We start from the raw sequence: 22,292 nt of genomic DNA, 5'->3' as shown, positions 1-22,292 counted from the left end.
GACGAGAAGGCCGGAGGGCACGTTCGGTATGGGGACGGCGGCGGAACGCCTGCGGCGCAGCTGGTACGTGCTGATGGACGGCACCCCACCCGAACCCCCCGAGGACGAGCCCGGCGAGGTCGTCGACCCCCGCGTCATCGACCTGGTGTTGCGGGTCGGCGAGCTGCTGCTGGCCAGCGGCGAGTCCACCGAGCGCGTCAACGAGGCGATGCTCAGCCTCGCGGTCGCCTACGAGCTGCCGCGCTGCGAGGTCCAGGTGACCTTCACCAGCCTGCTGGTGTCGGCCCATCCGGGCAACGGGGCCGCCCCCGTCACCGCCACGCGGGCGATCCGCCGCCGCACCCCGGCGTTCTGGCGGCTGCACGCGCTGCACGCGCTGGTGCAGCAGGCCGCGATCGGGATGCTGGAGCTGCCGGAGGCGCACCAGCGGCTGGCGGAGATCAAGCACGGGCGCGCCCCGTACCCGCCGTGGCTGATGGTGGTGTCGCTGGGCCTGATCGCGGCGTCGGCCAGCGTGCTGGTCGGCGGCGGGCCGGTGGTGGCGGTCACCGCGTTCGTGGCGACGCTGCTGGGCGACCGCGCCGCCGCCTACCTGGCCCGGCGCGGGGTGGCGGAGTTCTTCCAGCTGTCGCTGGCGGCGGCGATCGGCGCGACGGCGGCGGCGCTGGTGGTGGCGACGATGGGCAGCCCCGGCCGCGCCTCCACGATCGTGACCGGCGCGATCCTGGCGCTGCTGCCGGGCCGCCCGCTGGTGGCCAGCGTCCAGGACGGCGTCACCGGCGACCTGGTCAGCGCGGGCGCGCGGCTGCTGGAGGTGTTCTTCATCATCGCCGCGATCGTCGCCGGGCTCGGCGCGGCCGTCTACGTCGCGGTGGCGCTGAACGTGGACATCAACGTCTCCCACCTGCCCGACTTCCCGGCGCTGCTCAGCCCGGTGCCGGTGCTGGCGGCGGCCGCGGTGTCGGTGACGTTCGCGATCTGCCTGGCGGTGCCGCGCGACGTGCTGGTGCCGGCGGCGATCGGCGGCGCGCTGATCTGGGTCGTGTACGTGCTGCTGCTGACCGCCTCGGTCGCGCCGGTGCTGGCCTCGGCGATCTCCGCGGTGATCATCGGGGTGCTGGGCAACATGCTGGCCCGCCGCCGCAACGCGCCGTCGCTGCCCTACGTCGTCCCGGCGATCTCGCCGCTGCTGCCTGGAACGCTCCTGTACCGGGGCATGGTCGAGCTGAACACCGGGGCGGCGCAGGAGGGCGCGCTGAGCCTGGTCGCGGCGATGTCGGTGGCGCTGGCGCTGGGCGCGGGCGTCAACCTCGGCGGGGAGCTGGTGCGCGCCTTCCAGACCGTCGGCCTCAGCGCCTCCGGCCGCTGGGCCCGCCCGGCGGCCCGCCGCACGCGCGGCTACTAACGTGCCGACCTGCGGCGACGCCGTTCTGTCGGTGTCCCGTTCTACCTTGCTCGGCATGTACCGACAGGGAGACATCCTCATCGTGCCCGTGGCCGAGGAGGCCGTGCCGCAGAACGTCCGCGACCTGCCGCCCGCGCCGCGCGACGGCCGGGGCCGCATGGTGCTGGCGCTCGGCGAGGCGACCGGGCACGCGCACGCGCTGACCGCCGAGGGCGCGCTGCTGCGCGACCCGCACCCGCTGGTCCCCGACCACCTGCACCTGCCGTCCGGCGGGCGGCTGGTGCACGAGGAGCACGCGCCGATCTCCCTGCCCAGGGGCTGGTACCGGGTGGTCAGGCAGCGCGAGTACGTGCCCGGCAGCGTCCGCGTCGTCGCCGACTGAACGGAGATTCGATCATGGAGACGAACGTCGACACGGGCTCGAGCACGGGCATGGACACCCTCGACCACGCCGTCCTGATGGAGACCTGGCAGAGCGCGGCCTTCGCCACCGGCCCCGGCGACCGCGGGCGCGCCGAGGCCGGGATCACCGCCGCCTACGAGGCCGCCGGGCTTCCCGCTCCCGAACGTTTCCTGTGGGTGCCGTCGCCCGCGCACGGGGCGGTGCTGGCGGCCCTGCTCGCCGGGCACTCGGCGGCCTTGGCACAGGCCGGTCTGGGCGACCTGCTCGCACGCGCGCGGACCGAAGTCGCAGATCTCGGCGACGCCGGGGCGTGCGTGCGCGACGCCGTGCGGACGCGCCCGTGGGAGACGGCCCGCACCGCCCTGCACACCGCGCTGGGCCCGCGACGCTGGGCGCACGCCTGGGGTGAGACGGGCGCGCCGCTGTGGGACCAGGTCCAGAACCTGGTCACGCGGGTGCGGCAGGCGATCGGGGCCCTGGCCCCGGAGGGGTCGAGGGCCGAGTCGATCCTGCGCGCGGCGACGCTGGACGCGGTGCTCGGCCAGCACGACGCGCCGTGGCTGGCGCTGTTCGACCGGCTCGGGCACCTGCCGCCGGGCCTCGCCGAGGCGGCGCGCGAGACCGGCTGGTGGTGGCCCTACGAGCGGCTGGTGATCGTGTCGGAGCGGCCGTCGGAGCTGCACCGCGACGAGCCCGGCCGGCTGCACCGGGGCGACGGCCCGGCGCTGGCCCACGCCGACGGCTTCGCCCTGCACGCCTGGCGCGGGATGCCGGTCCCGGCCGGGTTCATCGACTCCCTCACCGACCTCAGCCCGGCCCGGATCGACGCCCAGGACAACGCCGAGCTGCGCCGCGTGATGCTGGAGATCTTCGGCTACGACCGGTACCTGGCCGAGGTCGGCGCGCAGCCGGTGCACCGCGACGAGACCGGCGTGTTGTGGCGCATCGACCTGGCCGACGACGAGCCGGTGGCGATGGTCGAGGTGGTCAACTCCACACCCGAGCCGGACGGCACGTACCGGACCTACTACCTGCGGGTGCCGCCGACGACGCGGACCGCGCGGGAGGGCGTGGCGTGGACGTTCGGCGTCTCCGAGGCCGACTACCACCCGCAGAAGGAGACCTGAGCAGGCCACTTTCACGCCATCAGGGGCATTATGTGTGGGCGCATACGTTGTCGCTGGCTCGGTACTCGTCGCGTTGGCGCGGGATGCCGCCCGTGCGCAGGCCGGTGAAGTCCGTGCCGATCACCAGGTCCAGCACGCCCGGGACGGCCTTGGCGCGGGGCAGCACGGCCGTCCTGGTCAGCTTGGCCTCCAGCTTTCCGGCCAGGGCGCGGTCGGCGGCGGCGTGCCGGATCTGCGTGGCGGGGACGGTGCGCTTGTAGTTGCCCACGCCGGTCACGGTGAAGCCCTGCTCCTTGAGCTGTTCAGCGACTTGGGCGGCACGGTCGGGCACGCCCGAGCCATTGAACACCCGCACCTTCACCGGCGTCGGGAGCGGCTTCACCGGCTCGGGGACCGTCCGGTCGTTGCGGACGGCAGCGAAGAAGTTCGCCGCGTCGGGCTGGGTCAGCACCACCCTGTTCTGGTCCAGGGCGTAGGGCCCGGACGGGACGGTGACGAAGCGCAGCTTGCCCGCGGTGAGGTCCCGCATCCCGTTGGCCACCTTCAGCATCGCGCCGACGTTGAACCGTTTGTCGGTGCTCAGCGACTTGGCCGAGGCGGTGAGCAGGTCGTTCATCTTGGCCGGGTTGGTGAGCACGCCCGCGCTCATCGCCTCCTTCGCCAGCGCGCCGAGGAAACGTTGCTGCCGCTTGATGCGCTGGGTGTCGGAGTTGTCGCCGAGGCCCTTGCGGATGCGGACGTAGGCGAGCGCGTCCTCGCCCTTGACCCGGTGCGGGCCCCTGGTCATGCGGAAGCCCGAGGCGCGGTCGTCCACGTCCTTGTCCAGGCAGATGGGCACGCCGCCGACCGCCGTGGTGATGTCCTTGAAGCCGACGAAGTCCACCTGCACGAAGTGGTCGATCCGGATCTTGGAGATGCCTTCGAGCGTCTCGATGGTGCAGGCCGGGCCGCCGCGCGCGATGGCCTCGTTGAGCATGGCCCGCGCCGTCGCGGGCACCGCGCCGCCGGTGGGCCGGGTGCACTCGGGGATCGGCACCAGCAGGTCGCGCGGGAAGCTGATCGCCAACGCCTGCCCGCCGCCCGGCGACAGGTGCAGCAGGATCATCGTGTCGGAGGCCGGGGGCTTGTCCTTGAGGCCGTGCCCGTACTTGGCGTTCGCGCCCGCGCGCGTGTCGGAGCCGATCAGCAGGATGTTGAGCGCGCCGTTGAGCTTCTTCGGCCGGTCGCCGCCGAGCAGCTTGTCGGTGTCCTACTGGTCGATGCTGCCCTGCAACCGCCAGTAGTAGCCGTAGGCCGACAGGCCGCCGGTGACCAGCACGACCGCCAGGGCGATCGACAACCAGCCGAGCGGCCGCCGCAGCAGGGCCTTCATCGGCCCGCGATGGCCGCGAGCAGCCGGTCGCGCTGCCGGGCGAGGGCGGCGGGCGGACGGTGCTCCAGCCGGAGCCCGAGATCGCGGAGCAGTTTCAGGACGTCCACTTGTGACCCTTCTGCTGAGGCTTGTCGGCGATGTATCGCCGCCAGGCCGCCTCCGGGTTCACGCGCGGGCGGGCTTACAGGAGGTGCGGAATCCGTTCCAGGACGCCGTTGGTGAACACGTCGTACAGGCCCGTGGGCTCCAGGTGGACGTAGCCGATGTGGCAGTCGCAGACCGCCACCGGGCAGGGCCGGGGACGCAGTGCCTTGCGGAAGGTGCCGTCGTAGAGGTTGCCCAGCTTCGCGGGGACGAAATGGCAGCGGCGCACCGTGCCCTCACCGTCCACTGAGATGACGGTGTCACCGGTCCGGCAGGGCAGGCCCCGGCTCGGGTGCGGATCGCGGCTGTAGTGGAAGAGCGGGTCCACGGCCGTCCACTCGCTGGCCTCCGCGTCGGTGTAGGTGCGGCCTTCGGCGGCGTTCACCCACAGGTACGTGCCGGTGGGGAGGTCGGCGCGGAGCTGGCGCGCGGCCTCCAGGTGTTCCGGCTGACCCACGATCCCGACGCTGAAACGGACGCCCCGGGTCGCCAGCTCGTGGGTCTTGGCCAGGAAACGTTCGTAGGGCACCTGGCCCGGGTGGTAGGTCACCCACAACGCCAGGCGGGACGGGTCCGCTTCGGCCGTCCAGGTGGTCCGGGCACTCAGGTTGGTCTGGATCGCCACGCGTTCGACGTGCGGCAGGTGACTCAGTTCCACCAGGGCGCGCCGGTACCAGGAACGGACCAGGCCCTCGCCCCACGGCGTGAACAGGACCGACACGGGGTGGTCCTGCGCGGCGACCCAGGCCGTGAAGCGTTCGAGTGCGGCGCGGTCGGCGCGCAACTGTTCGGGTGTGTCGCGTCGCTTGGCGAAGGGGCAGTACGGGCAGTCGTAGTCGCAGCTCGCCAGCGGGCCCCGGTAGAGGATCGTCAGGTGGTCCGGGCCCATCAGCGTGCCTCATAGGCGTTCATGAGATTCTGTACGTCTGGCGAGAAGAGCGCGGGGCCGATCGCGTCGGAATGGGCCAGGCCCTCGGGCGTCAGGCGCAGCGCGGACGCGGTTTCGTTCAGCCAGCCCCGATCCGCGAACGCGCTCAGGTCGGAGGCGAAGTCCGCTGCGGCGTCGCTGCCGAAGCGGGCCTTGTAGGCGGCACGGTCCAGGCCCTCGTTCTGGAGCAGGGATTGGATCAGGTGTCGGCGGCGGCGTTCGGATTCGTCCAGCCGGAATCCCACCCGCGCCGTCCCGAACTCCCTGGCCTGTACGTAGTCGTCGATGATGGCGCGCACCTGGCTCGCGCCCACCGCGTACTCGAACGAGTAGTGCAGGTCGCCGGTGTAGGAGCGCGCGCCGCAGCCCAGGCCCACCATGCCGTCGGTCTGGCAGCAGTACTCGGTGCCGGTGCCCGTCCCGGGGAGACGGAACATTCGCATGGAGACCTGTTCGTACCCCTGTGCCAGGAGGTGGTCGCGGCCCAGGCGGTACAGGGACAGGCGCTGGTCGTCCCAGTCCCGGCCCAGCTTCCCCAGTCCCGTCAGGGGGCGCACGTACAGCGGGTAGAGGTAGATCTCCTCCGGCCGCCATGCCAGCGCCGCGTCCAGCGAGTGCAGCCACGTGACCGGCGTCTGGCCGTCGATCCCGTAGATGAGGTCGATGTTGAGCGTCGGGAAGCCCACCGCCCGGATGCGGTCCAGGGCGGCTTCCACCTCGGCGCGCTTCTGGGGACGTACGGCGGCGCGCGCCTCGGCGTCGATGAAGCTCTGCACGCCGATCGAGATCCGGGTGGTGCCGCGTTCGGCCAGCACGGTCAGGCGGTCGGTGGTCGCGGTCGCCGGGGACGTCTCCACGCCGAGCGGGACGGCGGCCAGGTCCGCGAAACCGTCCGCGATGTCGCACAGCCGTTCCAGCTCCGGCGCGGTGAAGTACGTCGGGGTGCCGCCGCCGAACGCCGCCGTGCTGAACGTCGCCTCGCCCAGCGCGTCCCGCACGCGCGCGGCCTGGCGCTCCAGCGCGTCCAGGTAGGCGCTGGTCAGTTCCTCCGGCGCGCCCGTCCGGGTGAACAGGTTGCAGAATCCGCACCGCATCTCGCAGAACGGCACGTGTAGGTAGAGGAACAGCGCGTTCTTGTCCTCGCCTTCCCAGACCTGCTCAAGCGTGGGCTCCGGCGTGAGGGGGCGGTAGGCGGTCTTGTGCGGATAGGCGTAGACGTATCCCTGGTAGGGGCCGGTCATGTCAGTACGAACTCTCCATAGGGAACGGTCCACACGGTCTCGTGGCCGATGCGGTGCCCGACGTGCCCGTCCTCGCCGTAGGCGGTGCCGTGGTCGGAGCACACGATCACGAACGTGGGGCGGCGCAGCAGCGCGAACAGGCGGCCCAGGTGACGGTCCACGTACCGGAGGGCGGCGGCGTGGCTGGCGGGCGAGTCGCCGGTCGCGCCGTCGAGGTAGAAGTGGTTGGGCTGGTGCAGCGCCGCGACGTTCAGCAGCAGGAACAGCCGCCGGTCGGCGGGCTGGCGGGCGATGATCTGCCCGATGCGCACGATCTGGTTCTCCAGGCAGGCGGGGTCGGTGACCCCGAACTCCGGTTCCCAGTGGCTCTCGGCGAACAACGACGGCAGGGCCGAGCCGAGCGCCGTCCGGTTGTTGAAGAACCCGACGCCGCCGACGCAGACGGTGTGGTAGCCCGCCTGCGCCAGCCCCGTGGGCAGGTCGGCGGCGTCGAACTGCCAGGTCCCCGCGGCGGTGGTCTCGCTGCCGGGGAACGCCGCCGCGAACAGCCGGGGATGCGGTCCGGGCTCGGCGGGCGTCGGCAGGAACCCGGCCAGCATCGCGGCGTGCGCGGCGTAGGTGAAGCTGCCGGGCGTGTGCCGCTTCTCCCAGCGTCCGCCGGGCAGCAGGCCCGCCAGCGTGGGCGTTGCCCCGGCGGCGGCCTGCTCGGCGGCCACGTCGTAGCGCAGGGTGTCGAGCGTCACCAGCAGCACGTCGTGGCCGCCGATGATCGCGTTCATGTCGCGCATGGACTGCCTTCTCGGGACAAAGCGGCTCTGACCTGCGCAGTGTAGGTGTCGACCCCGGCCGCCGGACCGTCGGCGAGACCGGTCAGCCCCGGCAGCAGGTCGCCGAAGGCGTTCACCTCGCCGACCGCGAACCGCCGCCAGCCGATGCCGACCAGCAGATCGACGCCGACCGCCAGCGTGCCGGGGAAGCAGGCCGCCGCCTGCGCGCAGACGTCCAGGGCGCGCCGCCACCCGTCCTCGCCGAGGGCGCGGCGAACGGCGTCCAGGTCGCCGCGCAGCCCGCCCAGGTGCAGGTTCGTCATCGGCGCACGGCTGGTGCGGACGACCGCGTGCGTGGGGACGCCGCCGACCACGACGACCCGCAGGTCCAGCGCCCGGCCGTCCAGCGCCGCCTTGGGCAGCCAGCGCTCGACGTGCAGGCCGTCCGGCCCCAGCGCGTCGATCAGCGCGGCGACCTCGGCCTCGGTCTCGTAGGAGCGCACGCGCAGCGAGTTGTGGTACCCGCCGGGGTCGCGCGCGGCCGAGGTGGTCGCCTTGATCCGGTCACCGGCGGCCTGGAGCGCCACGACGCCGGACGCCGACGAGCCGTGCGCGGGCTTGACGAACACCCGCCGCTCCCCCGCCTCGGCCATCCGCGCCCGCAGCTCCGCGTAGCCGGTGACCTCGGGCAACGCGGGAGGGACGGGCACGCCGGCGGCCTGGAGCCGGGCGTGGCAGCGGCGTTTGTCGAACATCACCGCGATCTCGCCGACGTCGCCGAGTGGGCGCGTGCCCGCGGCGGCGGCCCCGATCCGGTCCAGCGCCCGGGTGAAGTTCCGGTACCAGGCCGCTCCCCCGCCCACGCGGGTCGGGTCGCCGGGGCCGCGCAGCAGCGCGTCGGCCTCGGGGTCGTCGCCGGGCGAGTCGATGCGCAGCAGGGTGCCGGGCGCGAAGTCCAGCGGGACGCCGCGCAGCACGTCCGGCCAGCCGACCACGCGGGGTTCGGGCAGGCCGGACGCGCGGCAGGCGGCGGCAAACAGCGTCACGCGCCGGTCGCCGGGCGCGCCGACGACGGTGAACGTCACCGGTTCCCTACTCGGACACGGCGATCGTGCGCCACTCGCGGTCCGGCTCCTGCCGGTCGTCGAGGTCGACCCGCACGCCGGGCAGCGCGGCGCGCACCCGCTCGACCATCGCCTCCGACAGGTAGTGGTGCTGGAGGTTCAGTTCGCGCAGGTGGGTGAGGGGCTGCCCGGCCAGCAGCGCCTCGGCGCCCCGGTCGGTCAGCACGCCCATGGCGAGGCTCAGCGACTCCAGCCGCGCCACGACCGGCGCGCCCGCGACGGCCTCGGCCACCTCGTCCTGGATCTCGGCGTCCTCCAGGCCGAGGTGGCGCAGCGCGGGCAGCCGCTCCCCGCTGAGAAGGGGCGCGAGGTCGGCGACGGTGGCGTCGCCGCCGTAGTTGTCGGTGCCGAGCCACAGGTCGAGGTGCTCCAGGTTGGGCAGCTCGCTGGCGGCGACGGCGCGCACGACGTGGCCGGGCAGCCCGCCGGACTCGAACCGCAACTTGCGCAGCGCGGTGCTCTTGATCGGCTCCAGCCGCAGGCCCTCGGAGCCGCGCACGTCGAACCGCTCCAGGTTCGGGAAGGCGGCGAAGAGCGGGGAGATGTCGGTGTGCTCGATCCAGGAGATCTCCGACTCCTCCATGACGATGTCGCCGAGGAACAGCGCCCGCAGCCGGGGCAGCCGGTCGGCGGCGGCCGTCAGCAGCGCGACCGGGTCGGCCTGCTGGTCGTCGTAGGAGGCGCCCCAGTACCCGATCACCAGCGCCGTGACCTGCTCGGTGTCGGCGCTGTCGAGGAAGCGCGCGAACACCTCGTCGAACGACTCGCCGTCGAACTCGGTGGCCACGCGCCAGGCGTGCTCGCCCGCCGCCCGCAGCTCCTGTTCCAGGTCGTCGTCGCCGTCCGGCCCGAAGTCGAGTACCGGCAGTCCGGCGTAGGCGAGCAGGTGCTCGTTGACGGTCATGGAGGTCCCTTCCGGAGGATTGTCGGGACTGTCCTATCAGTCCGTCCCGACAAACCCGCAACCTCCGGCCGTTCAGAGCCGGTCGATCTCCGTGAGGTCGATGTCGATGTCGAACGGCACGGTCAGCTTGAGCCGATCGTGGTGGACACCGGCCAGGCCGTACTGGGCGGTGGCGGGGTCGAGTTCGTAGACGAAGACGGCGGGACGGCCGTCGATGTTCTCGACCCGCCAGAAGTGCTGGATGCCGGCCTTGGCGTAGAGCTGCGGCTTGCGCTCGCGGTCGCGCTCCACCGATTCCGGCGAGACGACTTCTACCGCCAGGACAACATCTTCCGGCGCGAAGTTGCTCTGTTCGGGACCCTTGACGGCCTCGGCGCGCAACACCAGCACGTCCGGCTCCGGACGTTGCCGCTTGGCGAGCGTGACCGTCATCTCGCGTCGTACCCGCAACTCGGCCGGGGCCAGCCGACGCAGGGTGTTCTCCAGCAGCGAGACGGTCAACATGTGGAAGTTGGCCTGGGGGCTCACAAAGACCAGACTGCCATCTATTAGCTCAGTGTGAGCGGGCAATTGCGGAAGGCGGTCGAGGTCTTCTGCGGTGAAGCCGCCCTCGGGAGGGACGGGCCAGCACGGCGCTTCCTGCCCTCGCTCCCGCTTGGCGGGCGGCTCTGGAATGTACTCAGGCACGGGTTCCGCCGACATGGTGTCCTCCAGGGAAGTCATCCGGCGCTCATTCCGAACAACAACCCAGGTTAGCAACCGGCACCTTCTCTCACCGAGAGTACCGCCCCAATCACAGAACTTCGGCCCGTCGGCCCGGCCGCGGAACGCCCGGCCCCGGACGGAAGGTCCGGGGCCGGGCGGGGATCACGGGGTCAGGCGGCGGGGAGCACCGAGCCCTCGTACTTGTCCTGGATGAACTTCTTCACCTCGGGGCCCTGGAGCAGCTTCACCAGCGTCGCCACGCGCTGGTCGTCCTTGTTCTCCGGCAGGGTCACCAGGCCGTTGGCGTAGGGGTTGCCCTCGGCCTTCTCCAGCGCCAGCGCGTCCTTGGCGGGCTTCAGGTCGGCGGAGATCGCGTAGTTGCCGTTGATGACCGACAGGTCCACCTCGTCCAGCACGCGCGGGAGCTGGGCGGGCTTCAGCGGCTTGAACTTCAGGCCCTTGGGGTTGGTCGCCACGTCGCTCGGGGTGGCCGCGGTCGAGGCGCCCTCCTTGAGGGTGATCAGGCCGTTGTCGGCCAGCAGCTTCAGGCCGCGGCCCTGGTTGGCCGGGTCGTTGGACAGCGCGACGGTGCCGCCCTGCTTGACCTCGGTCAGCGCCTTCACCTTCTTGGAGTAGACGCCGAGCGGCTCCAGGTGGACCGGGGCCACGAACGCCAGCTTGGTGCCCGAGCTCTTCTCGAACTCCTGCATGAACGGCACGTGCTGGAAGTAGTTGGCCGTGACCTGCTTGTCCTTCAGCACGTTGTTGGGCTGCACGTAGTCGTCGAAGGTGACGATCTCCAGCTTCAGCCCGGCCTTGGCGGCCAGGTTGTCCTTGACGTACTTCAGGATGTCGCCGTGCGGCACCGGGTTGACGGCCACCTTCAGCGGAGCGTCCTTGTCATTGGACGCTTCGGACGAGCCGCAGGCGGTCAGCCCGGCCAGCAGTCCGACGGCGGCCAGCGTGGTTGCGATCTTACGAAGCACGAAGAGTGCCTTTCTCTGGAGCCCGGGTGGCGGGCTTGGTGGGGTTTCCGGGGTGGGGTCTATTTGTGGCTCAGCCGCCGGGCGACCAGGTCGCCCACGGCCTGCACGGCGAGCACGATCACGATCAGCAGCAGCACGGTGGCGAGCATGACCCTGCCCTCGAAGCGTTCGTAGCCGTGGCTGATGGCCAGGTAGCCGAGGCCGCCGCCGCCGAGCGCGCCGGCCATGGCGGTGTAGCCGATCAGTGCGATGACGGTGACCGACAGGCCCGACACCAGGCCGGGCCGGGCCTCGCGCAGCAGCACCTTGGTGACGATCTCGCGGCGGGTCGCGCCCATCGCGGTCGCGGCGGCGACCACGCCGGGCTCGACCTCGCGCAGCGCGATCTCCACCAGGCGGGCGTAGAAGGGGATGCCGCCGATGGTGAGGGGCACCAGGAACGGGGTGGTGCCGATGCTGACGCCGCCGGTGACCAGCTTGGTGAACGGGATGATCGCCACCATCAGGATCAGGAACGGCAACGAGCGCCCGATGTTGACGACCAGGCCGAGCACCTTGTTGAGCAGCGGCTGCGGCAGCAACCCGCGCCGGTCGGTGAGCACCAGCAGCACCCCGACCAGCAGCCCGAAGGCGGCGGTCAGGGCGGCCGAGACGCCCGCCATGTACAGGGTCTCCACCGTCGCCTGCCGCAGCAGCGGCCAGATCTCGGCCCAGGTCATCGCGCGCCCTCCAGGCTCGTGCCGTGCACCTCGACGGTCAGCCCGGACTCGCGCAGGTGCGCGAGCTGGGCCGCGTTGAGCTCGGGGTCGCCGGGCAGCTCCACGCGCAGCCGCCCGATGCGGGTGTCGCCGATCTGCTCGACCGCGCCGCCGAGGATGTTGACGTCGATGGCGTAGGTGCGGGCCAGCGACGACACGAATGGCCGGTCGGCGCTGTCGCCCTCGAAGGTGACGTCCACAACGGTCGTGCCGGGCCGCACGTCCGGCTCCGGCAGCGGGAACAGGCCGCGCGCCAGCTCCGAGCCGGGCTCCATCAGCAGCCGCTGCACCGGCCCCGACTCCACGAACCGCCCCGCGCGCATGACGGCGGCCGAGTCGCAGATGCGCTTGACCACCTCCATCTCGTGGGTGATCAGCAGGACCGTCAGGCCGAGCCGCCGGTTGAGGTCGCGCAATAGCTCCAGGATGGAGGCGGTGGTCTCGGGGTCCAGCGCCGAGGTGGCCTCGTCCGACAGCAGCACCTTGGGCCGTCCCGCCAGCGCGCGGGCGATGCCGACGCGCTGCTTCTGGCCGCCGGAGATCTGCGCCGGGTAGGCCCCGGCGTGCTCGGTCAGGCCGACCAGCTCCAGCAGCTCGGCGACGCGCCCGGCGCGCTCGGCCCGCGGCACGCCCATGACCTCCAGCGGGAAGGCCACGTTCCCGGCCACGGTGCGGCTGGACAGCAGGCCGAAGTGCTGGTGGATCATGCCGATGCCGCGCCGGGCCTCGCGCAGCGCGCCGCCCTTGAGGGCCAGCAGGTCCCGCCCGTCGACCAGCACGCGGCCCGAGTCGGGGCGCTCCAGCAGGTTGACGCAGCGCAGCAGGGTGCTCTTGCCGGCGCCGCTGCGGCCGAGGACGCCGAAGACCTCGCCCTCGCGGACGGTCAGATCGACGTCGTCGACGGCGGTCACCGTGCGGTCGCCGCTACGGTAGACCTTTCGGAGTTTTTCTATCTGAATCACAGGGAATCATCCGTGCGGGTATCCGTCGCCTGGCTAGGCGGCGGCGCGGAAAAGCGGGAAAGGGGAACCTGCTGCAGGTGGGCCCGATACGGCCCGGCGCGGTCGTTCGGCCCGGCGGCCTAGGCGAGGCCGGGCGGGTACGGCGCGTGGCTCAGCAGGTGGCGTTGGAAGATCATGTGCGACTCGGGTCTCGGAGAGAGTGCTCGCTTCGGGGCGCGAGGCTCAGGCGGGGGCCCTCAGCGGTCACACATTCGACGGCGACACGCGCACCCGCCGGACCGCAGGGGCTGCGGGCGGCGCTTCGGGCACGGGCGTACGGCGGTCATGGTCATCAGTAAACCCGGAGATGGCAAATGACGTCAAATCGGGGTGTCCCGTGCACCCCGGCGTCTACCTGCGCGGATACCGCATCTCGATCGAACCCGACCCCGCGCTGAGGTCGATCCGGCCCGGCGCGGCAGGGTCGTCCAGCGCGGAGTCGATCTCCTGGCCGCCCGAGCCCGAGCGCACGCGCGTCCGGTAGTGCGTGCCAGCCGGGACGGTGACCTCGATGGATCCCGAGCCCGTGCGCACTTCGACGTCCGCGGGCTCCCCGGCGAACTCCAGGTTCACCGAACCCGACCCCACCTTGGCCCGCACCTCCCGCGACCGCAGGCTCCTGCCCCGCAGCTCGCCGGAGGTGCCCTCGAACACCACCGGCCCTTGGACGTCGTCCAACTCCAGCGAGCCGCTGCGGGTGTGCATCTCGATGCCGCCCGGCAGGCCGCGCGCCACGATGTTGCCGGAGGAGGAGGTCGACATCACCTTCACGTCGGGCGGGATCTGGAAGTCCAGGTCGGCCCCGCACTCCAGGCCGGTGAAGAACTGCGACGGCTCCTCGCAGGAGACCTGGACCCAGAGCACGGTGCCCTGCCAGAACCGCCGCACCTTCGGCTCGTCGACGGCCCAGGTGAGCCGCTCGCGCAACCGGACCCGGCCCGGCTCGCCCCGCCCGAACGTCACCCGGGCGTCGTCGGCGTCGATCCGGATCTCGGTGACGGCCCGGGTGTAGACGACCGGCGTCTCCCGCGTCTGCGTCAGCACCCGGCCCGTGATCTCCAGCGCGGCCGGCACCACCAGCACCAGCGCGGTGCAGGCCGCCAGCACGATCCAGACGGCGCGGCGGCGCGGCCGGGCGGGCGGCGGCGGCGGGTCGGCGGCGGGGGGCCGGGTGTCGATCATGTCTCTCCGTCCAGGAAGCGCAGCACCGCCAGCACGCGGCGGTGGTCGCCCTCGGCGTGCGGCAGGTCGAGCTTGGTGAAGATGTTGTTGATGTGCTTGGCGACCGCGCTCTCGCTGACCACCAGCGCCGCGGCGATGCCGGCGTTGGAGCGGCCCTCGGCCATCAGCCCGAGCACCTCGCGCTCGCGCGGGGTGAGCCGGCCGAGCGGGTCGTTGTGGCGGCGCAGCAGCAGCTGGGACACCACCTCGGGGTCGAGCGCGGTGCCGCCCGCGGCGACCCGGCGCAGCGCGTCCAGGAACGCCGACACGTCGGCGACCCGGTCCTTCAGCAGGTAGCCGACGCCGCTGGTGTGGGCCGACAGCAGGTCGGCGGCGTAGCGCTCCTCGACGTACTGCGACAGCAGCAACACCGCCACCTCCGGGTGCTCCCGCCGGATCACCAGCGCGGCGCGCACGCCCTCGTCGGTGTAGCCGGGCGGCATCCGCACGTCCACGACCGCGAGCTCGGGCCGGTGCTCGGCGACCGCCGCCAGCAGCCCGTCGGCCTCGCCGACCGCGGCGGCGACCTCGAAGCCGGTGCTCTCCAGCAGCTTGATCAGCCCGGCCCGCAGCAGGACCGAGTCCTCGGCGATCACAACGCGCACGGCAACTCCACGGTGAGGGTGGTCGGCCCCCCGGCGGGGCTGGTCACCCGGAAGGTACCGTCCACCGACCGCACCCGCCGGGCGAGGCCGGTCAGGCCGGTGCCGCGCGCGGGGTCGGCGCCGCCCACGCCGTCGTCGCCCACCACCACGCGCAGAGTCGCGCCCTCGCGGAGCACCGCGACCTCCACCGACGTGGCGCGGGCGTGCTTGACGACGTTGGTGAGCGCCTCGGAGACCACGAAGTACGCGACGGCCTCGACGGTGGAGGACGCGCGCTCGGGCACCTCGACCCGCAGCCGCACCGGCACCGGGACGCGCGCGGCCACGCCCGACAGCGCCGCGTCCAGGCCCCGGTCCTCCAGCACGGCCGGGTGCAGGCCGCGGATCAGGGTGCGCAGCTCGGTCAGCGCCTCCTTGGCCTCCTCGTGCGCCTCGACGATCACCTTCATGGCGTCGTCGGGCACGCCGGTGAGGGTCTCGCGGGCGAGGCCGAGGTTGAGCGCCAGCGAGACCAGGCGCTGCTGCGCGCCGTCGTGCAGGTCGCGCTCGATGCGGCGGCGCTCCAGGTCGGCGGCGTCCACGACCTCGGCGCGCTTCTCGGCCAGGTCCTCGACGCGGCGCTCCAGCTCCTTGGCGCGGTCGGGGGCCAGCAGCGTCGTGACGGCGGCCACGTCCAGCGCTCGGACGGCCGACGCCAGGAGCGGCGCGGCGGCCAGCAGCAGCACGCCGAGCGCGCACAGGAGGGCGGTGCGCACCGCGTGGGTGCCGAGCGACAGCGTGCTGCCATCGGGCAGGGCCCACGCGTAGAGGACGACGGTGCTCAGCAGGAGCCCGGCCGTCCAGCACGCCAGAACCAGCAGCGCGCCGCAGGCCAGCAGCGGGCCGACCAGCAGGTGGTAGCGCAGCTCGCGCCACATCTCGGCGGTGCGCAGGGCGCGCAGCGGGCTCCGGAACGGGCCGTCGGGCCATTCGGGCAGGGGCGGCACGTCGAGGCCGAGCATCGCCCAGGCGCGCTCGCGATGCGCGCGGGTGGCGGGGCGGGCCAGCAGCAGGACGGGCAGGGCCGTGGCCGCCACGAGCAGCAGGATCGGGGTGGCGTTCACCGGCATGAGCCCCCACCAGGGGACGCCCAGGATCGCCCATCCGGCGAAGTGCAGCGGCACCCCGGAGGCGGTGAAGGCCGTGTCGCGCCAGGCCGCCGATGACCACGGAGCGTGCGGGCGCGCACGTCCCGGCCCTTGAGTGGATGCCATGAAGGCACCGTATTGTCCGGATCGCGGCGCTGCCATGCCGCTGGTTGCAGGGCGGGGGTGGAGTTAGTGCCACCCCCGGCCGGATAGGCGCGTTACTGTGCGTCGCCGCGCGTCCGGCCAGGCTGGGGACACGTCCCGCCGAAGGAGATCACCCCATGGACACCGCCGTCAGCCCGGCCCGTCCCCGCCGCGCCGGCCGGCGCTTCACCGCCCCGCGTCCCGCAGTTCTGCGTCCGGTCGCGCCGTCCGCTGCCGCGCCGCGCTCGGGCGCATCGCATCCGGCTGCACCACGTCTTGCTGCTCTGCGTCCGGTTGCGCTGCGCCCCGCCGCGCCGCGTCCGGCCGTCTCCCGCAGCCGCCTGCTCGGCTGGGGCCTGATCGCCGCCGGGACGGCACTGGTGCCGTGGATGTACACGTTGGCGGTTCAGCTCCCGGCCACGGCGCAGGTGTCGAACTGGTCGGCGGCCTGGGTCGGGCTGGACGCCATGCTGGCCGCCGGGCTGCTGAGCACCGGTGTGCTGCTGGCGCGGCGCGACGCCCGGCACGGGCTGACCGCCGCCGCGACCGGCGCGCTGCTGCTCATGGACGCCTGGTTCGACGTCCTCACCTCGGCCGATGGCGGCGCGCGGGCCACGGCGCTGCTGCTGGCGGTCGGCGCGGAACTGCCGCTGGCGGCACTGTGCGGCGTCCTGGCGGTCCGGGCGCTGCGCCCGCGCGAGGCGGCCGCGACGGACGGCCGGATGGACGTCCGCTGAGACCCGAGTGACGCAACAGTGTCAACTGGATGAAAGACCACGACTCGGACGTTTAGAGTGTGCCGCGGGGCCCTCTCCAGCAGAGGGCCTTTCTCTCTGCCTGCGCTATCACAGAGGTCCCGGAACATGAACGACGAAAAGGTGACCGAGGAGTTCCTCCGGCTCCTGCGCGACGGTCTGCCCACCCCCGCGCCCACCGCCTTCGAGGACGATCGCGGCTTCCTGCCGCTCGCCCTCGACGTGGAAGGCGACGTGGCCGTCGTCTCCCTGCTGCTGCCCGAGGGCGACGGCGTGCCGGGCGACTTCTTCATCGAGGGCTGGACCTTCCACCGGCACAACGGCGAGTGGATGGCGCTGGGCGGCGGGGGCGGCCTCGCCCCCGAGCAGCCGCTGATCCGCCGGTCGGCCGCCGAGATGGGTCGCCACCTGCGCCTGTACGGATCGGGCAGCACGGTGCGCAACGCCGGGCGGTTGCTGCCGTGGGGCGCCAAGTTCGTCTACCAGGCACGGTTGCGCGCCGCCCCCGAGGTGGCGCAGGTCCGGGTGGGCAAGCGCCTGCTGGAGGTGCCCGAGCACGGCCACGTCGTGGTGGCGTGGGGCGCGCGCCGGGGCCCGGTCGCCGAGGCGCTGGACGCCGACGGCGCGGTGCTCGACAAGGTCGACCTGAACCGCCGCCGCCCCTGACCCGCCGCCGTCGCGCGGCCGGATAATGGCGCGCTCCAATATTTGACTGTTCGTTCTTGAAAGCTCTAAGGTTCCGGGCATGGCGAGAACCAAGGAGTTCGACCCGGACGCCGCCCTCCAGCGTGCGCTGGAGCTGTTCTGGGAACGCGGCTACGAGGCGACCTCGATGGCCGACCTCGTGGCGCGCCTGGGTGTCGCGCGGGCGAGCGTCTACGCCACCTTCGGCGGCAAGCACGAGCTGTACCTGAAGGCGCTGGAACGGTACGCGCAGCTCATGGATCCCCAGATCATGGCGACGCTGGCCGCCCCCGGCCCGGCGCTCCCGGCGGTGCGCGAGCTGGTCGGGCGGTACGCCGAGGAGTCGGCCGGCGACGTCGACCGGCGCGGCTGCATGGTCGTCAACACCGCCGTCGAGCTGGCGGCCCGCGATCCCGAGGCGGCCCGCCTGGTCGAGGCGAGCTGGACGACGCTGGAGACCGCGCTGACCTCGGCGCTGCTGCGCGCCCGAGCCCAGGGCGAGCTGGCCGCCGACAAGGACCCCCGGGCGCTCGCCCGGTTCCTGCTGGTGCTGTTCCAGGGGATGCGGGTGCTGGGCCGGGCCCCGGCCGACACCGCGCGCCTCCGGGACGCCGCCGAGCAGGCCCTCGCCCTGCTGGACTGAGCCGGAACCCGTCCCGCGCCTTCCGGGGTGCGGGCTTTTTCCGGCCCTGATATTAGACCGTTCGTTCTCGAATAAGGAGCCCCCATGACCGCCCGTTTCGCCGGCAAGGTCGTCCTCGTCACCGGTGGCGGCAGCGGCCTCGGCCGTACCGCCGCCCTCGCCTTCGCCCGCGAGGGCGCGACCGTCGCGGTGGCGAGCCGGAGCGCCGAGCCCCTGGCGCAGACCGTCAAGCTGATCGAGGCCGAGGGCGGCACCGCCAGTGCCGTCACGGCGGACGTGACCGACTCGGCCGACGTGGCGCGGATGGTCGCCACCGTCGTGGAGCGCCACGGCGGCCTGGAGGTCGCGTTCAACAACGCCGGGGTCCTCGGCCCGTTCGGCCCCCTGGCCGACCTGGGCGAGGACGACTGGGCCGCCGTCCTGGACGTGAACCTCACCGGCGTCTTCCTGTCGATGAAGCACGAGATCGCGCACATGCGGGCGCACGGCGGCGGAGTGATCGTCAACACCGCCTCCAACATCGGCCTGCACCAGCGGCCGAGCGGCCTGAACGCCTACGCCGCCGCCAAGGCGGGCGTCGCCGTCCTCACCCGCGGGGCCGCCCGCGAGTACATCGGCGAGGGCGTGCGGATCAACGCCGTCAGCCCCGGCCCCATCGAGACGCCCATGACCCTGCAGCCGGGCGAGAGCCGCGCCGACCTGGACGCCCGGCTCGGCGCGGGCGTGGCGCTCGGCCGGGTCGCCGACCCGGCGGAGGTCGCCGCGGCGGTGTTGTGGCTGGCCTCCGACGAGGCGAGCTTCGTCATCGGCCAGGACCACGTGATCGACGGCGGCGCGACCGCCTGACCGGCGGCGGAACGCGCGGTACCCGCCAAGCCTCCGTATCGAACCGATAACTTTGCGTAACTGACCGTCGCTCTCCGTGCTAACTTCGCCGTGCTCGGCACGTTCGGACGATCCGGCACGCTCGGAGGGGAGGGTCCCATGGCGGGATGGCGGGCACAGCTCTCCGGCAACCCGTTCGCCACCATGGTCGCGCTGACCGCGGTGGTGCTCGGCGCCCTGGGAATGATCATCGGCGACGGCGTCAGCCGCGGCATGACCGACAGCCTGGCGGGCCACGCCAACGCGATCGCCCACCTGTGGGGCCTGATCTTCGCGACCGGCGGCGCGCTGACGTTGTACGGCCTGTACGCGCGGCGCGTCACGCTGGAGCTGCCGGGCCTGTACCTGGTCGCCGGCGGTTACGCGTTCTACTGCCTGACGGTGCTCACCGGCCTGAAGCAGCACGGCCTGGCCGCCGGGGTAATCTCCGGCGGTCTCGCCGCGGGCGGGTTGCTCAAGGCGCACGCGATCACCGTGCGCGCCCGCCAGGTGGGCGCGGCCACGCCGGAGGCGGCCGGGGGCGAGACCGCATGACCAGCGGGGACGCCCTCGTCGCCATCGCCCAGATCGTCGCGGGCGGTGGACTGGTGCAGGCCGTGGTCGCGGTGTTGCGCCGCCGGGGCGAGCTGCGCCAGCTCGACCGGCAGAGCGAGTCGCTCGCGGTGAACACCGCCGACCAGCTGCTGATCATGTTGCGGCGCGAGCTGACCGAGAGCCGCCAGGAGGTCGCCGGGCTTCGGCAGGACCGGGCCGCGCTGCTCACCCGGATCGAGCAGCTCAGCGCGCAGGTCGCGGAGGGCCGCGTGGGCGCGCCCAGGCCCCGCGTCGAGGTGGACAAGCCGCGCGACATCGCGCCCTGAACGCGCCTCCTGCTTTCCGGCCCGGGGCCTGTTTCACTGGAGGCATGGCCGTGCCACCGGACTACGACACCGACCCCGAGCGGTTCCGGCTCGGGTCGCGGGTCACCGCCCGCTACCTGATCGGAAGCCGCAGCCTCCACACCCGTCTGGCCGGAATCCTGGACGGTGTACGGCCTGGCCGCGTCCTGGACATCGGCTGCGGCGAGGGCGCGCTCAGCGCGGCCTGGTCGGCGTCCGGCCACCTGGTGGGCGTGGACCTGTCGGCGACGTTACTGTGCGCCCATCCCCGGCCCGCCGTGCGCGCGGACGCGGCGCGGCTGCCGTTCCGGGACGGGGTGTTCGACGCGGCGGTGGCGATCAACATGCTCTACCACCTGGACGATCCGCGGCCCGCGCTGCGCGAGGCGCGGCGGGTGCTGGCGCCGGGCGGCCAGTTCGCGGCGTCGGCGATCGCGCGCGACGACGGGCCGGAGCTCGCGCACCTGTGGCGGCGCGCGCCGACGCCGTTCGACGCCGAGGAGGCGCCTGCCCTGGTGGCGTCGGTGTTCGGGGAGGTGGAGGTGGAGCGCTGGGACGCGCCGCTGCTGACGCTGCCCGACACCGCCGCCGTCCGCGACTACCTGATCGCGCGGCGGGTGCCCCGGGAGGAGGCGGCGGCGCTGGCGGGCCGGGTGCGCACGCCGCTGCCGGTGACCAAGCGGGGCGCGCTGGTGCTGGCCCGCCGCTGACCGCGCGGTTACAGCCAGCCCAGGTCGTGGGCCGCGCGGACGGCGGCGTGCCGGTTGTCCACGCCCAGCTTGGTCACCGCCGCCGACAGGTAGTTGCGCACGGTCCCCTCCGACAGCCCCAGCGAGCGGGCGATGCGCGACACCGGCGCGCCGTCGGCCGCCGCGCGCAGGGTGTCCAGCTCGCGCGGGGTCAGCGGGCACTCCTCGGCGGCCAGCGCGTCGGCGGCGAGCTGCGGGTCGATGTAGCGGGCGCCGGCGGCGACCTGGCGGATCACCTGGGCGAGCCGCGCGCCGGGGGCGTCCTTGCCGAGGAAGCCGCGCACCCCGGCGGCCATCGCGCGGCGCAGGTTGCCGGGGCGGCCGTGCGCGGTGACGATCACCAGGCGGCAGCCGGGCAGGTCGCGGGACAGGCGCTCGGCGGCGGCCAGGCCGTCCAGGCCCGGCATGTCGATGTCGAGGACGGCGACGTCGGGGCGCAGGGCCAGCGCGCGGTCCACCGCCTCGTCGCCGCGGCCGACGTCGGCGGCCACCTCGATGCCGTCCTCGGTCTCCAGCAGCAGGACCAGCGCCTCCCGGATGAGCAGGTGGTCGTCGGCCAGCAGCACCCGGATCATGTCGCCCCCTCCAGCGGCACCCGCGCCGCCACCCGGAACGTACCGTCCCCGGCGGGCCCGGCCGCCAGTGCCCCGCCCGCCGCGCGCAGCCGCTCGTCGAGGCCCGCCAGGCCGCTGCCGCCCTCGGCGGCGCGGCGGCCCGCGCCGTCGTTGACGATCTCCAGGCTGAGCGCGTCGCCGTCGCGGGCGACGGTGATGCGGCACCACGACGCGCTGGCGTGCCGCAGCACGTTGGTGACGGCCTCGCGGGCGACCCAGCCGAGCGGTTCGTGCACGTGGGCGGGCAGGTCGGCGGCGACGTCGGGGCGGTCGCAGACGATCCCGGCGGCGCGCAGCACCGCCGACACGCCCTCCAGTTCGGTGCGCAGCGAGGTGGTGCGGTAGCCGCGCACGACCTCGCGCACGTCGCGGACCGAGTCGCGCGCCATCGTCTGGATCTCGGTCAGCTCCTTGCGGACCCGGCCCGGGTCGCGGTCCAGGAACCGTTCGGCGACCTCGGCGCGCAGCGCGACGGCCTGGAGGCTGTGGCCCAGCACGTCGTGCAGGTCGCGGGCGAACCGCATGCGCTCCTCCCCCACCGCCGAGCGGGCCAGCTCGGCGCGGGCCTCCTGGAGCTCCTGGACGACGTGGAAGAACCAGACCTGGACGTATCCGGAGAAGGTGGCCATCGGGACGGCCGCCAGCTCGTACACCGCGCTCAGCAGCGGCAGGCCCAGCACCATGCCGTAGACGGGGGTCGCGACGGTGGCGGCGGCCGCGACGACCGTCGCCTCGCGCACCGGCAGCACCACCGCGATCAGCCCGACCGGCAACATCAGCGCGTTGCCCCAGCCGTGCCCGGCGCCGAGCAGGGCGGGCAGCGCCCACGACGCGGCGATGATCGCGGCGAGGCCGAGCCGGTGCACCGGGGCGGTGCGGCGCATGAGGTTCAGCCACAACAACCGCCCGTACAGGCCGAACACCGTCGCGCACAGCACCGTCGCGACGGCGATCCGGCCGAGGTCGCGGCGCTCGAACAGCTCGTACCACAGCGGCGACAGCAACAACCCGGCCAGGGCCACCAGCGTCATCGCCACGATGATCGCGGCGATGACGGTGGGGCGAGGAATCCTGGGGTGCACCCGTTCCCCTGTCTCCGGAGTCATGCGGGTTCCACAGGGT

Annotated in this window: 26 protein-coding genes; 10 read left to right on the top strand and 16 right to left on the bottom strand. The window is 73.2% G+C overall.

Annotated features, from left to right (window positions below; translation table 11 throughout):
• The first annotated feature begins 28 nt into the window (after positions 1 to 28).
• From AH6_RS22650 to AH6_RS22640, 3 genes are read left to right on the top strand one after another with little or no spacing between them, the layout of a single operon-like run.
• Positions 29 to 1,405 carry a threonine/serine exporter family protein gene (locus AH6_RS22650; protein ID WP_245679423.1) on the top strand — a complete coding sequence of 459 codons (1,377 nt, stop codon included), beginning with the start codon at positions 29 to 31 and terminating at the stop codon, positions 1,403 to 1,405.
• A gap of 55 nt (positions 1,406 to 1,460) precedes the next feature.
• Positions 1,461 to 1,787, top strand: coding sequence for a DUF8820 family protein (locus AH6_RS22645; protein ID WP_067483056.1), 327 nt, complete (start codon positions 1,461 to 1,463; stop codon positions 1,785 to 1,787).
• 14 nt (positions 1,788 to 1,801) lie between these two features.
• Positions 1,802 to 2,935, top strand: coding sequence for a DUF6745 domain-containing protein (locus AH6_RS22640; RefSeq protein WP_245679422.1), 1,134 nt, complete (start codon positions 1,802 to 1,804; stop codon positions 2,933 to 2,935).
• Between the two features lie 28 nt (positions 2,936 to 2,963).
• Here AH6_RS22640 and AH6_RS22635 read toward each other — a convergent pair whose 3' ends face one another.
• The 14 genes from AH6_RS22635 to AH6_RS22575 all read right to left on the bottom strand — a co-directional run bounded on the left by AH6_RS22635 (position 2,964) and on the right by AH6_RS22575 (position 15,944).
• On the bottom strand, positions 2,964 to 4,172 hold the full coding sequence (locus AH6_RS22635; protein WP_507762059.1) for an LCP family protein: 1,209 nt from the start codon (positions 4,170 to 4,172) through the stop codon (positions 2,964 to 2,966).
• 12 nt (positions 4,173 to 4,184) lie between these two features.
• Positions 4,185 to 4,307 carry a hypothetical protein gene (locus AH6_RS46725; RefSeq protein ID WP_281180276.1) on the bottom strand — a complete coding sequence of 41 codons (123 nt, stop codon included), beginning with the start codon at positions 4,305 to 4,307 and terminating at the stop codon, positions 4,185 to 4,187.
• A 181-nt stretch (positions 4,308 to 4,488) separates the two neighbouring features.
• Positions 4,489 to 5,340, bottom strand: a complete 852-nt coding sequence (locus AH6_RS22630; RefSeq protein WP_067483054.1) for an STM4011 family radical SAM protein — start codon at positions 5,338 to 5,340, stop codon at positions 4,489 to 4,491.
• Complete coding sequence (locus AH6_RS22625; protein ID WP_067483052.1) at positions 5,340 to 6,620, bottom strand: STM4012 family radical SAM protein; 1,281 nt, start codon at positions 6,618 to 6,620, stop codon at positions 5,340 to 5,342. The genes AH6_RS22630 and AH6_RS22625 overlap by 1 nt, the downstream gene beginning before the upstream one ends.
• Positions 6,617 to 7,408: an STM4013/SEN3800 family hydrolase gene (locus tag AH6_RS22620; protein ID WP_067483050.1), complete on the bottom strand. Its 792-nt coding sequence runs from the start codon at positions 7,406 to 7,408 to the stop codon at positions 6,617 to 6,619. The genes AH6_RS22625 and AH6_RS22620 overlap by 4 nt, the downstream gene beginning before the upstream one ends.
• Positions 7,396 to 8,472 carry an STM4014 family protein gene (locus tag AH6_RS22615; RefSeq protein WP_067483048.1) on the bottom strand — a complete coding sequence of 359 codons (1,077 nt, stop codon included), beginning with the start codon at positions 8,470 to 8,472 and terminating at the stop codon, positions 7,396 to 7,398. The genes AH6_RS22620 and AH6_RS22615 overlap by 13 nt, the downstream gene beginning before the upstream one ends.
• A gap of 7 nt (positions 8,473 to 8,479) precedes the next feature.
• Complete coding sequence (locus AH6_RS22610) at positions 8,480 to 9,415, bottom strand: STM4015 family protein (RefSeq protein ID WP_067483046.1); 936 nt, start codon at positions 9,413 to 9,415, stop codon at positions 8,480 to 8,482.
• A 72-nt stretch (positions 9,416 to 9,487) separates the two neighbouring features.
• Positions 9,488 to 10,117, bottom strand: a complete 630-nt coding sequence (locus AH6_RS22605) for a Uma2 family endonuclease (protein WP_083983346.1) — start codon at positions 10,115 to 10,117, stop codon at positions 9,488 to 9,490.
• Between the two features lie 173 nt (positions 10,118 to 10,290).
• A complete protein-coding gene (locus tag AH6_RS22600) occupies positions 10,291 to 11,106 on the bottom strand; it encodes a MetQ/NlpA family ABC transporter substrate-binding protein (protein WP_067483044.1) in 816 nt (271 codons plus the stop codon).
• A gap of 59 nt (positions 11,107 to 11,165) precedes the next feature.
• Positions 11,166 to 11,825, bottom strand: a complete 660-nt coding sequence (locus AH6_RS22595) for a methionine ABC transporter permease (RefSeq protein WP_067483042.1) — start codon at positions 11,823 to 11,825, stop codon at positions 11,166 to 11,168.
• On the bottom strand, positions 11,822 to 12,826 hold the full coding sequence (locus AH6_RS22590; RefSeq protein ID WP_067483040.1) for a methionine ABC transporter ATP-binding protein: 1,005 nt from the start codon (positions 12,824 to 12,826) through the stop codon (positions 11,822 to 11,824). Before AH6_RS22590 ends, AH6_RS22595 begins: the two co-directional genes overlap by 4 nt.
• A gap of 390 nt (positions 12,827 to 13,216) precedes the next feature.
• Entirely contained in the window at positions 13,217 to 14,047 is an 831-nt protein-coding gene (locus AH6_RS22585; RefSeq protein WP_067483038.1) for a DUF4097 family beta strand repeat-containing protein, read from the bottom strand.
• Entirely contained in the window at positions 14,044 to 14,691 is a 648-nt protein-coding gene (locus AH6_RS22580; RefSeq protein WP_067483036.1) for a response regulator, read from the bottom strand. The genes AH6_RS22585 and AH6_RS22580 overlap by 4 nt, the downstream gene beginning before the upstream one ends.
• The gene (locus AH6_RS22575; RefSeq protein ID WP_067483034.1) at positions 14,679 to 15,944 is read right to left on the bottom strand and encodes a sensor histidine kinase; all 1,266 of its coding nucleotides are present in this window, start codon (positions 15,942 to 15,944) and stop codon (positions 14,679 to 14,681) included. Before AH6_RS22575 ends, AH6_RS22580 begins: the two co-directional genes overlap by 13 nt.
• 155 nt (positions 15,945 to 16,099) lie before the next feature.
• On the opposite strand from AH6_RS22575, the gene AH6_RS45385 reads away from it, so the two are divergent.
• The 7 genes from AH6_RS45385 (at position 16,100) to AH6_RS22540 (ending at position 20,517) form a co-directional block, all read left to right on the top strand.
• On the top strand, positions 16,100 to 16,699 hold the full coding sequence (locus AH6_RS45385) for a hypothetical protein (protein WP_218005908.1): 600 nt from the start codon (positions 16,100 to 16,102) through the stop codon (positions 16,697 to 16,699).
• Positions 16,700 to 16,825: 126 nt separating this feature from the next.
• Positions 16,826 to 17,383 carry a nuclear transport factor 2 family protein gene (locus AH6_RS22565; protein WP_245679420.1) on the top strand — a complete coding sequence of 186 codons (558 nt, stop codon included), beginning with the start codon at positions 16,826 to 16,828 and terminating at the stop codon, positions 17,381 to 17,383.
• 79 nt (positions 17,384 to 17,462) lie between these two features.
• Entirely contained in the window at positions 17,463 to 18,044 is a 582-nt protein-coding gene (locus tag AH6_RS22560) for a TetR family transcriptional regulator (protein ID WP_067483032.1), read from the top strand.
• 84 nt (positions 18,045 to 18,128) lie between these two features.
• Complete coding sequence (locus tag AH6_RS22555; protein WP_067483030.1) at positions 18,129 to 18,890, top strand: SDR family NAD(P)-dependent oxidoreductase; 762 nt, start codon at positions 18,129 to 18,131, stop codon at positions 18,888 to 18,890.
• A gap of 138 nt (positions 18,891 to 19,028) precedes the next feature.
• Positions 19,029 to 19,463 (top strand): hypothetical protein, encoded by a 435-nt coding sequence (locus AH6_RS22550; protein ID WP_067483028.1) that lies wholly within the window; start codon positions 19,029 to 19,031, stop codon positions 19,461 to 19,463.
• Complete coding sequence (locus AH6_RS22545) at positions 19,460 to 19,789, top strand: hypothetical protein (RefSeq protein ID WP_067483026.1); 330 nt, start codon at positions 19,460 to 19,462, stop codon at positions 19,787 to 19,789. The genes AH6_RS22550 and AH6_RS22545 overlap by 4 nt, the downstream gene beginning before the upstream one ends.
• A 44-nt stretch (positions 19,790 to 19,833) precedes the next feature.
• The gene (locus tag AH6_RS22540; RefSeq protein ID WP_067483024.1) at positions 19,834 to 20,517 is read left to right on the top strand and encodes a class I SAM-dependent methyltransferase; all 684 of its coding nucleotides are present in this window, start codon (positions 19,834 to 19,836) and stop codon (positions 20,515 to 20,517) included.
• 8 nt (positions 20,518 to 20,525) lie between these two features.
• On the opposite strand, the gene AH6_RS22535 is transcribed toward AH6_RS22540, so the two are convergent.
• Complete coding sequence (locus tag AH6_RS22535) at positions 20,526 to 21,131, bottom strand: response regulator transcription factor (RefSeq protein WP_067483022.1); 606 nt, start codon at positions 21,129 to 21,131, stop codon at positions 20,526 to 20,528.
• Entirely contained in the window at positions 21,128 to 22,276 is a 1,149-nt protein-coding gene (locus AH6_RS22530) for a sensor histidine kinase (RefSeq protein ID WP_067483020.1), read from the bottom strand. The genes AH6_RS22535 and AH6_RS22530 overlap by 4 nt, the downstream gene beginning before the upstream one ends.
• Between the last annotated feature and the right edge of the window lie 16 nt (positions 22,277 to 22,292).

Source organism: Actinomadura hibisca NBRC 15177 (assembly GCF_001552635.1).
Lineage (GTDB): Bacteria > Actinomycetota > Actinomycetes > Streptosporangiales > Streptosporangiaceae > Spirillospora > Spirillospora hibisca.
The sequence above is the reverse complement of the archived record's forward strand: the minus strand, read 5'-3'. Positions and strand labels throughout refer to the sequence as shown.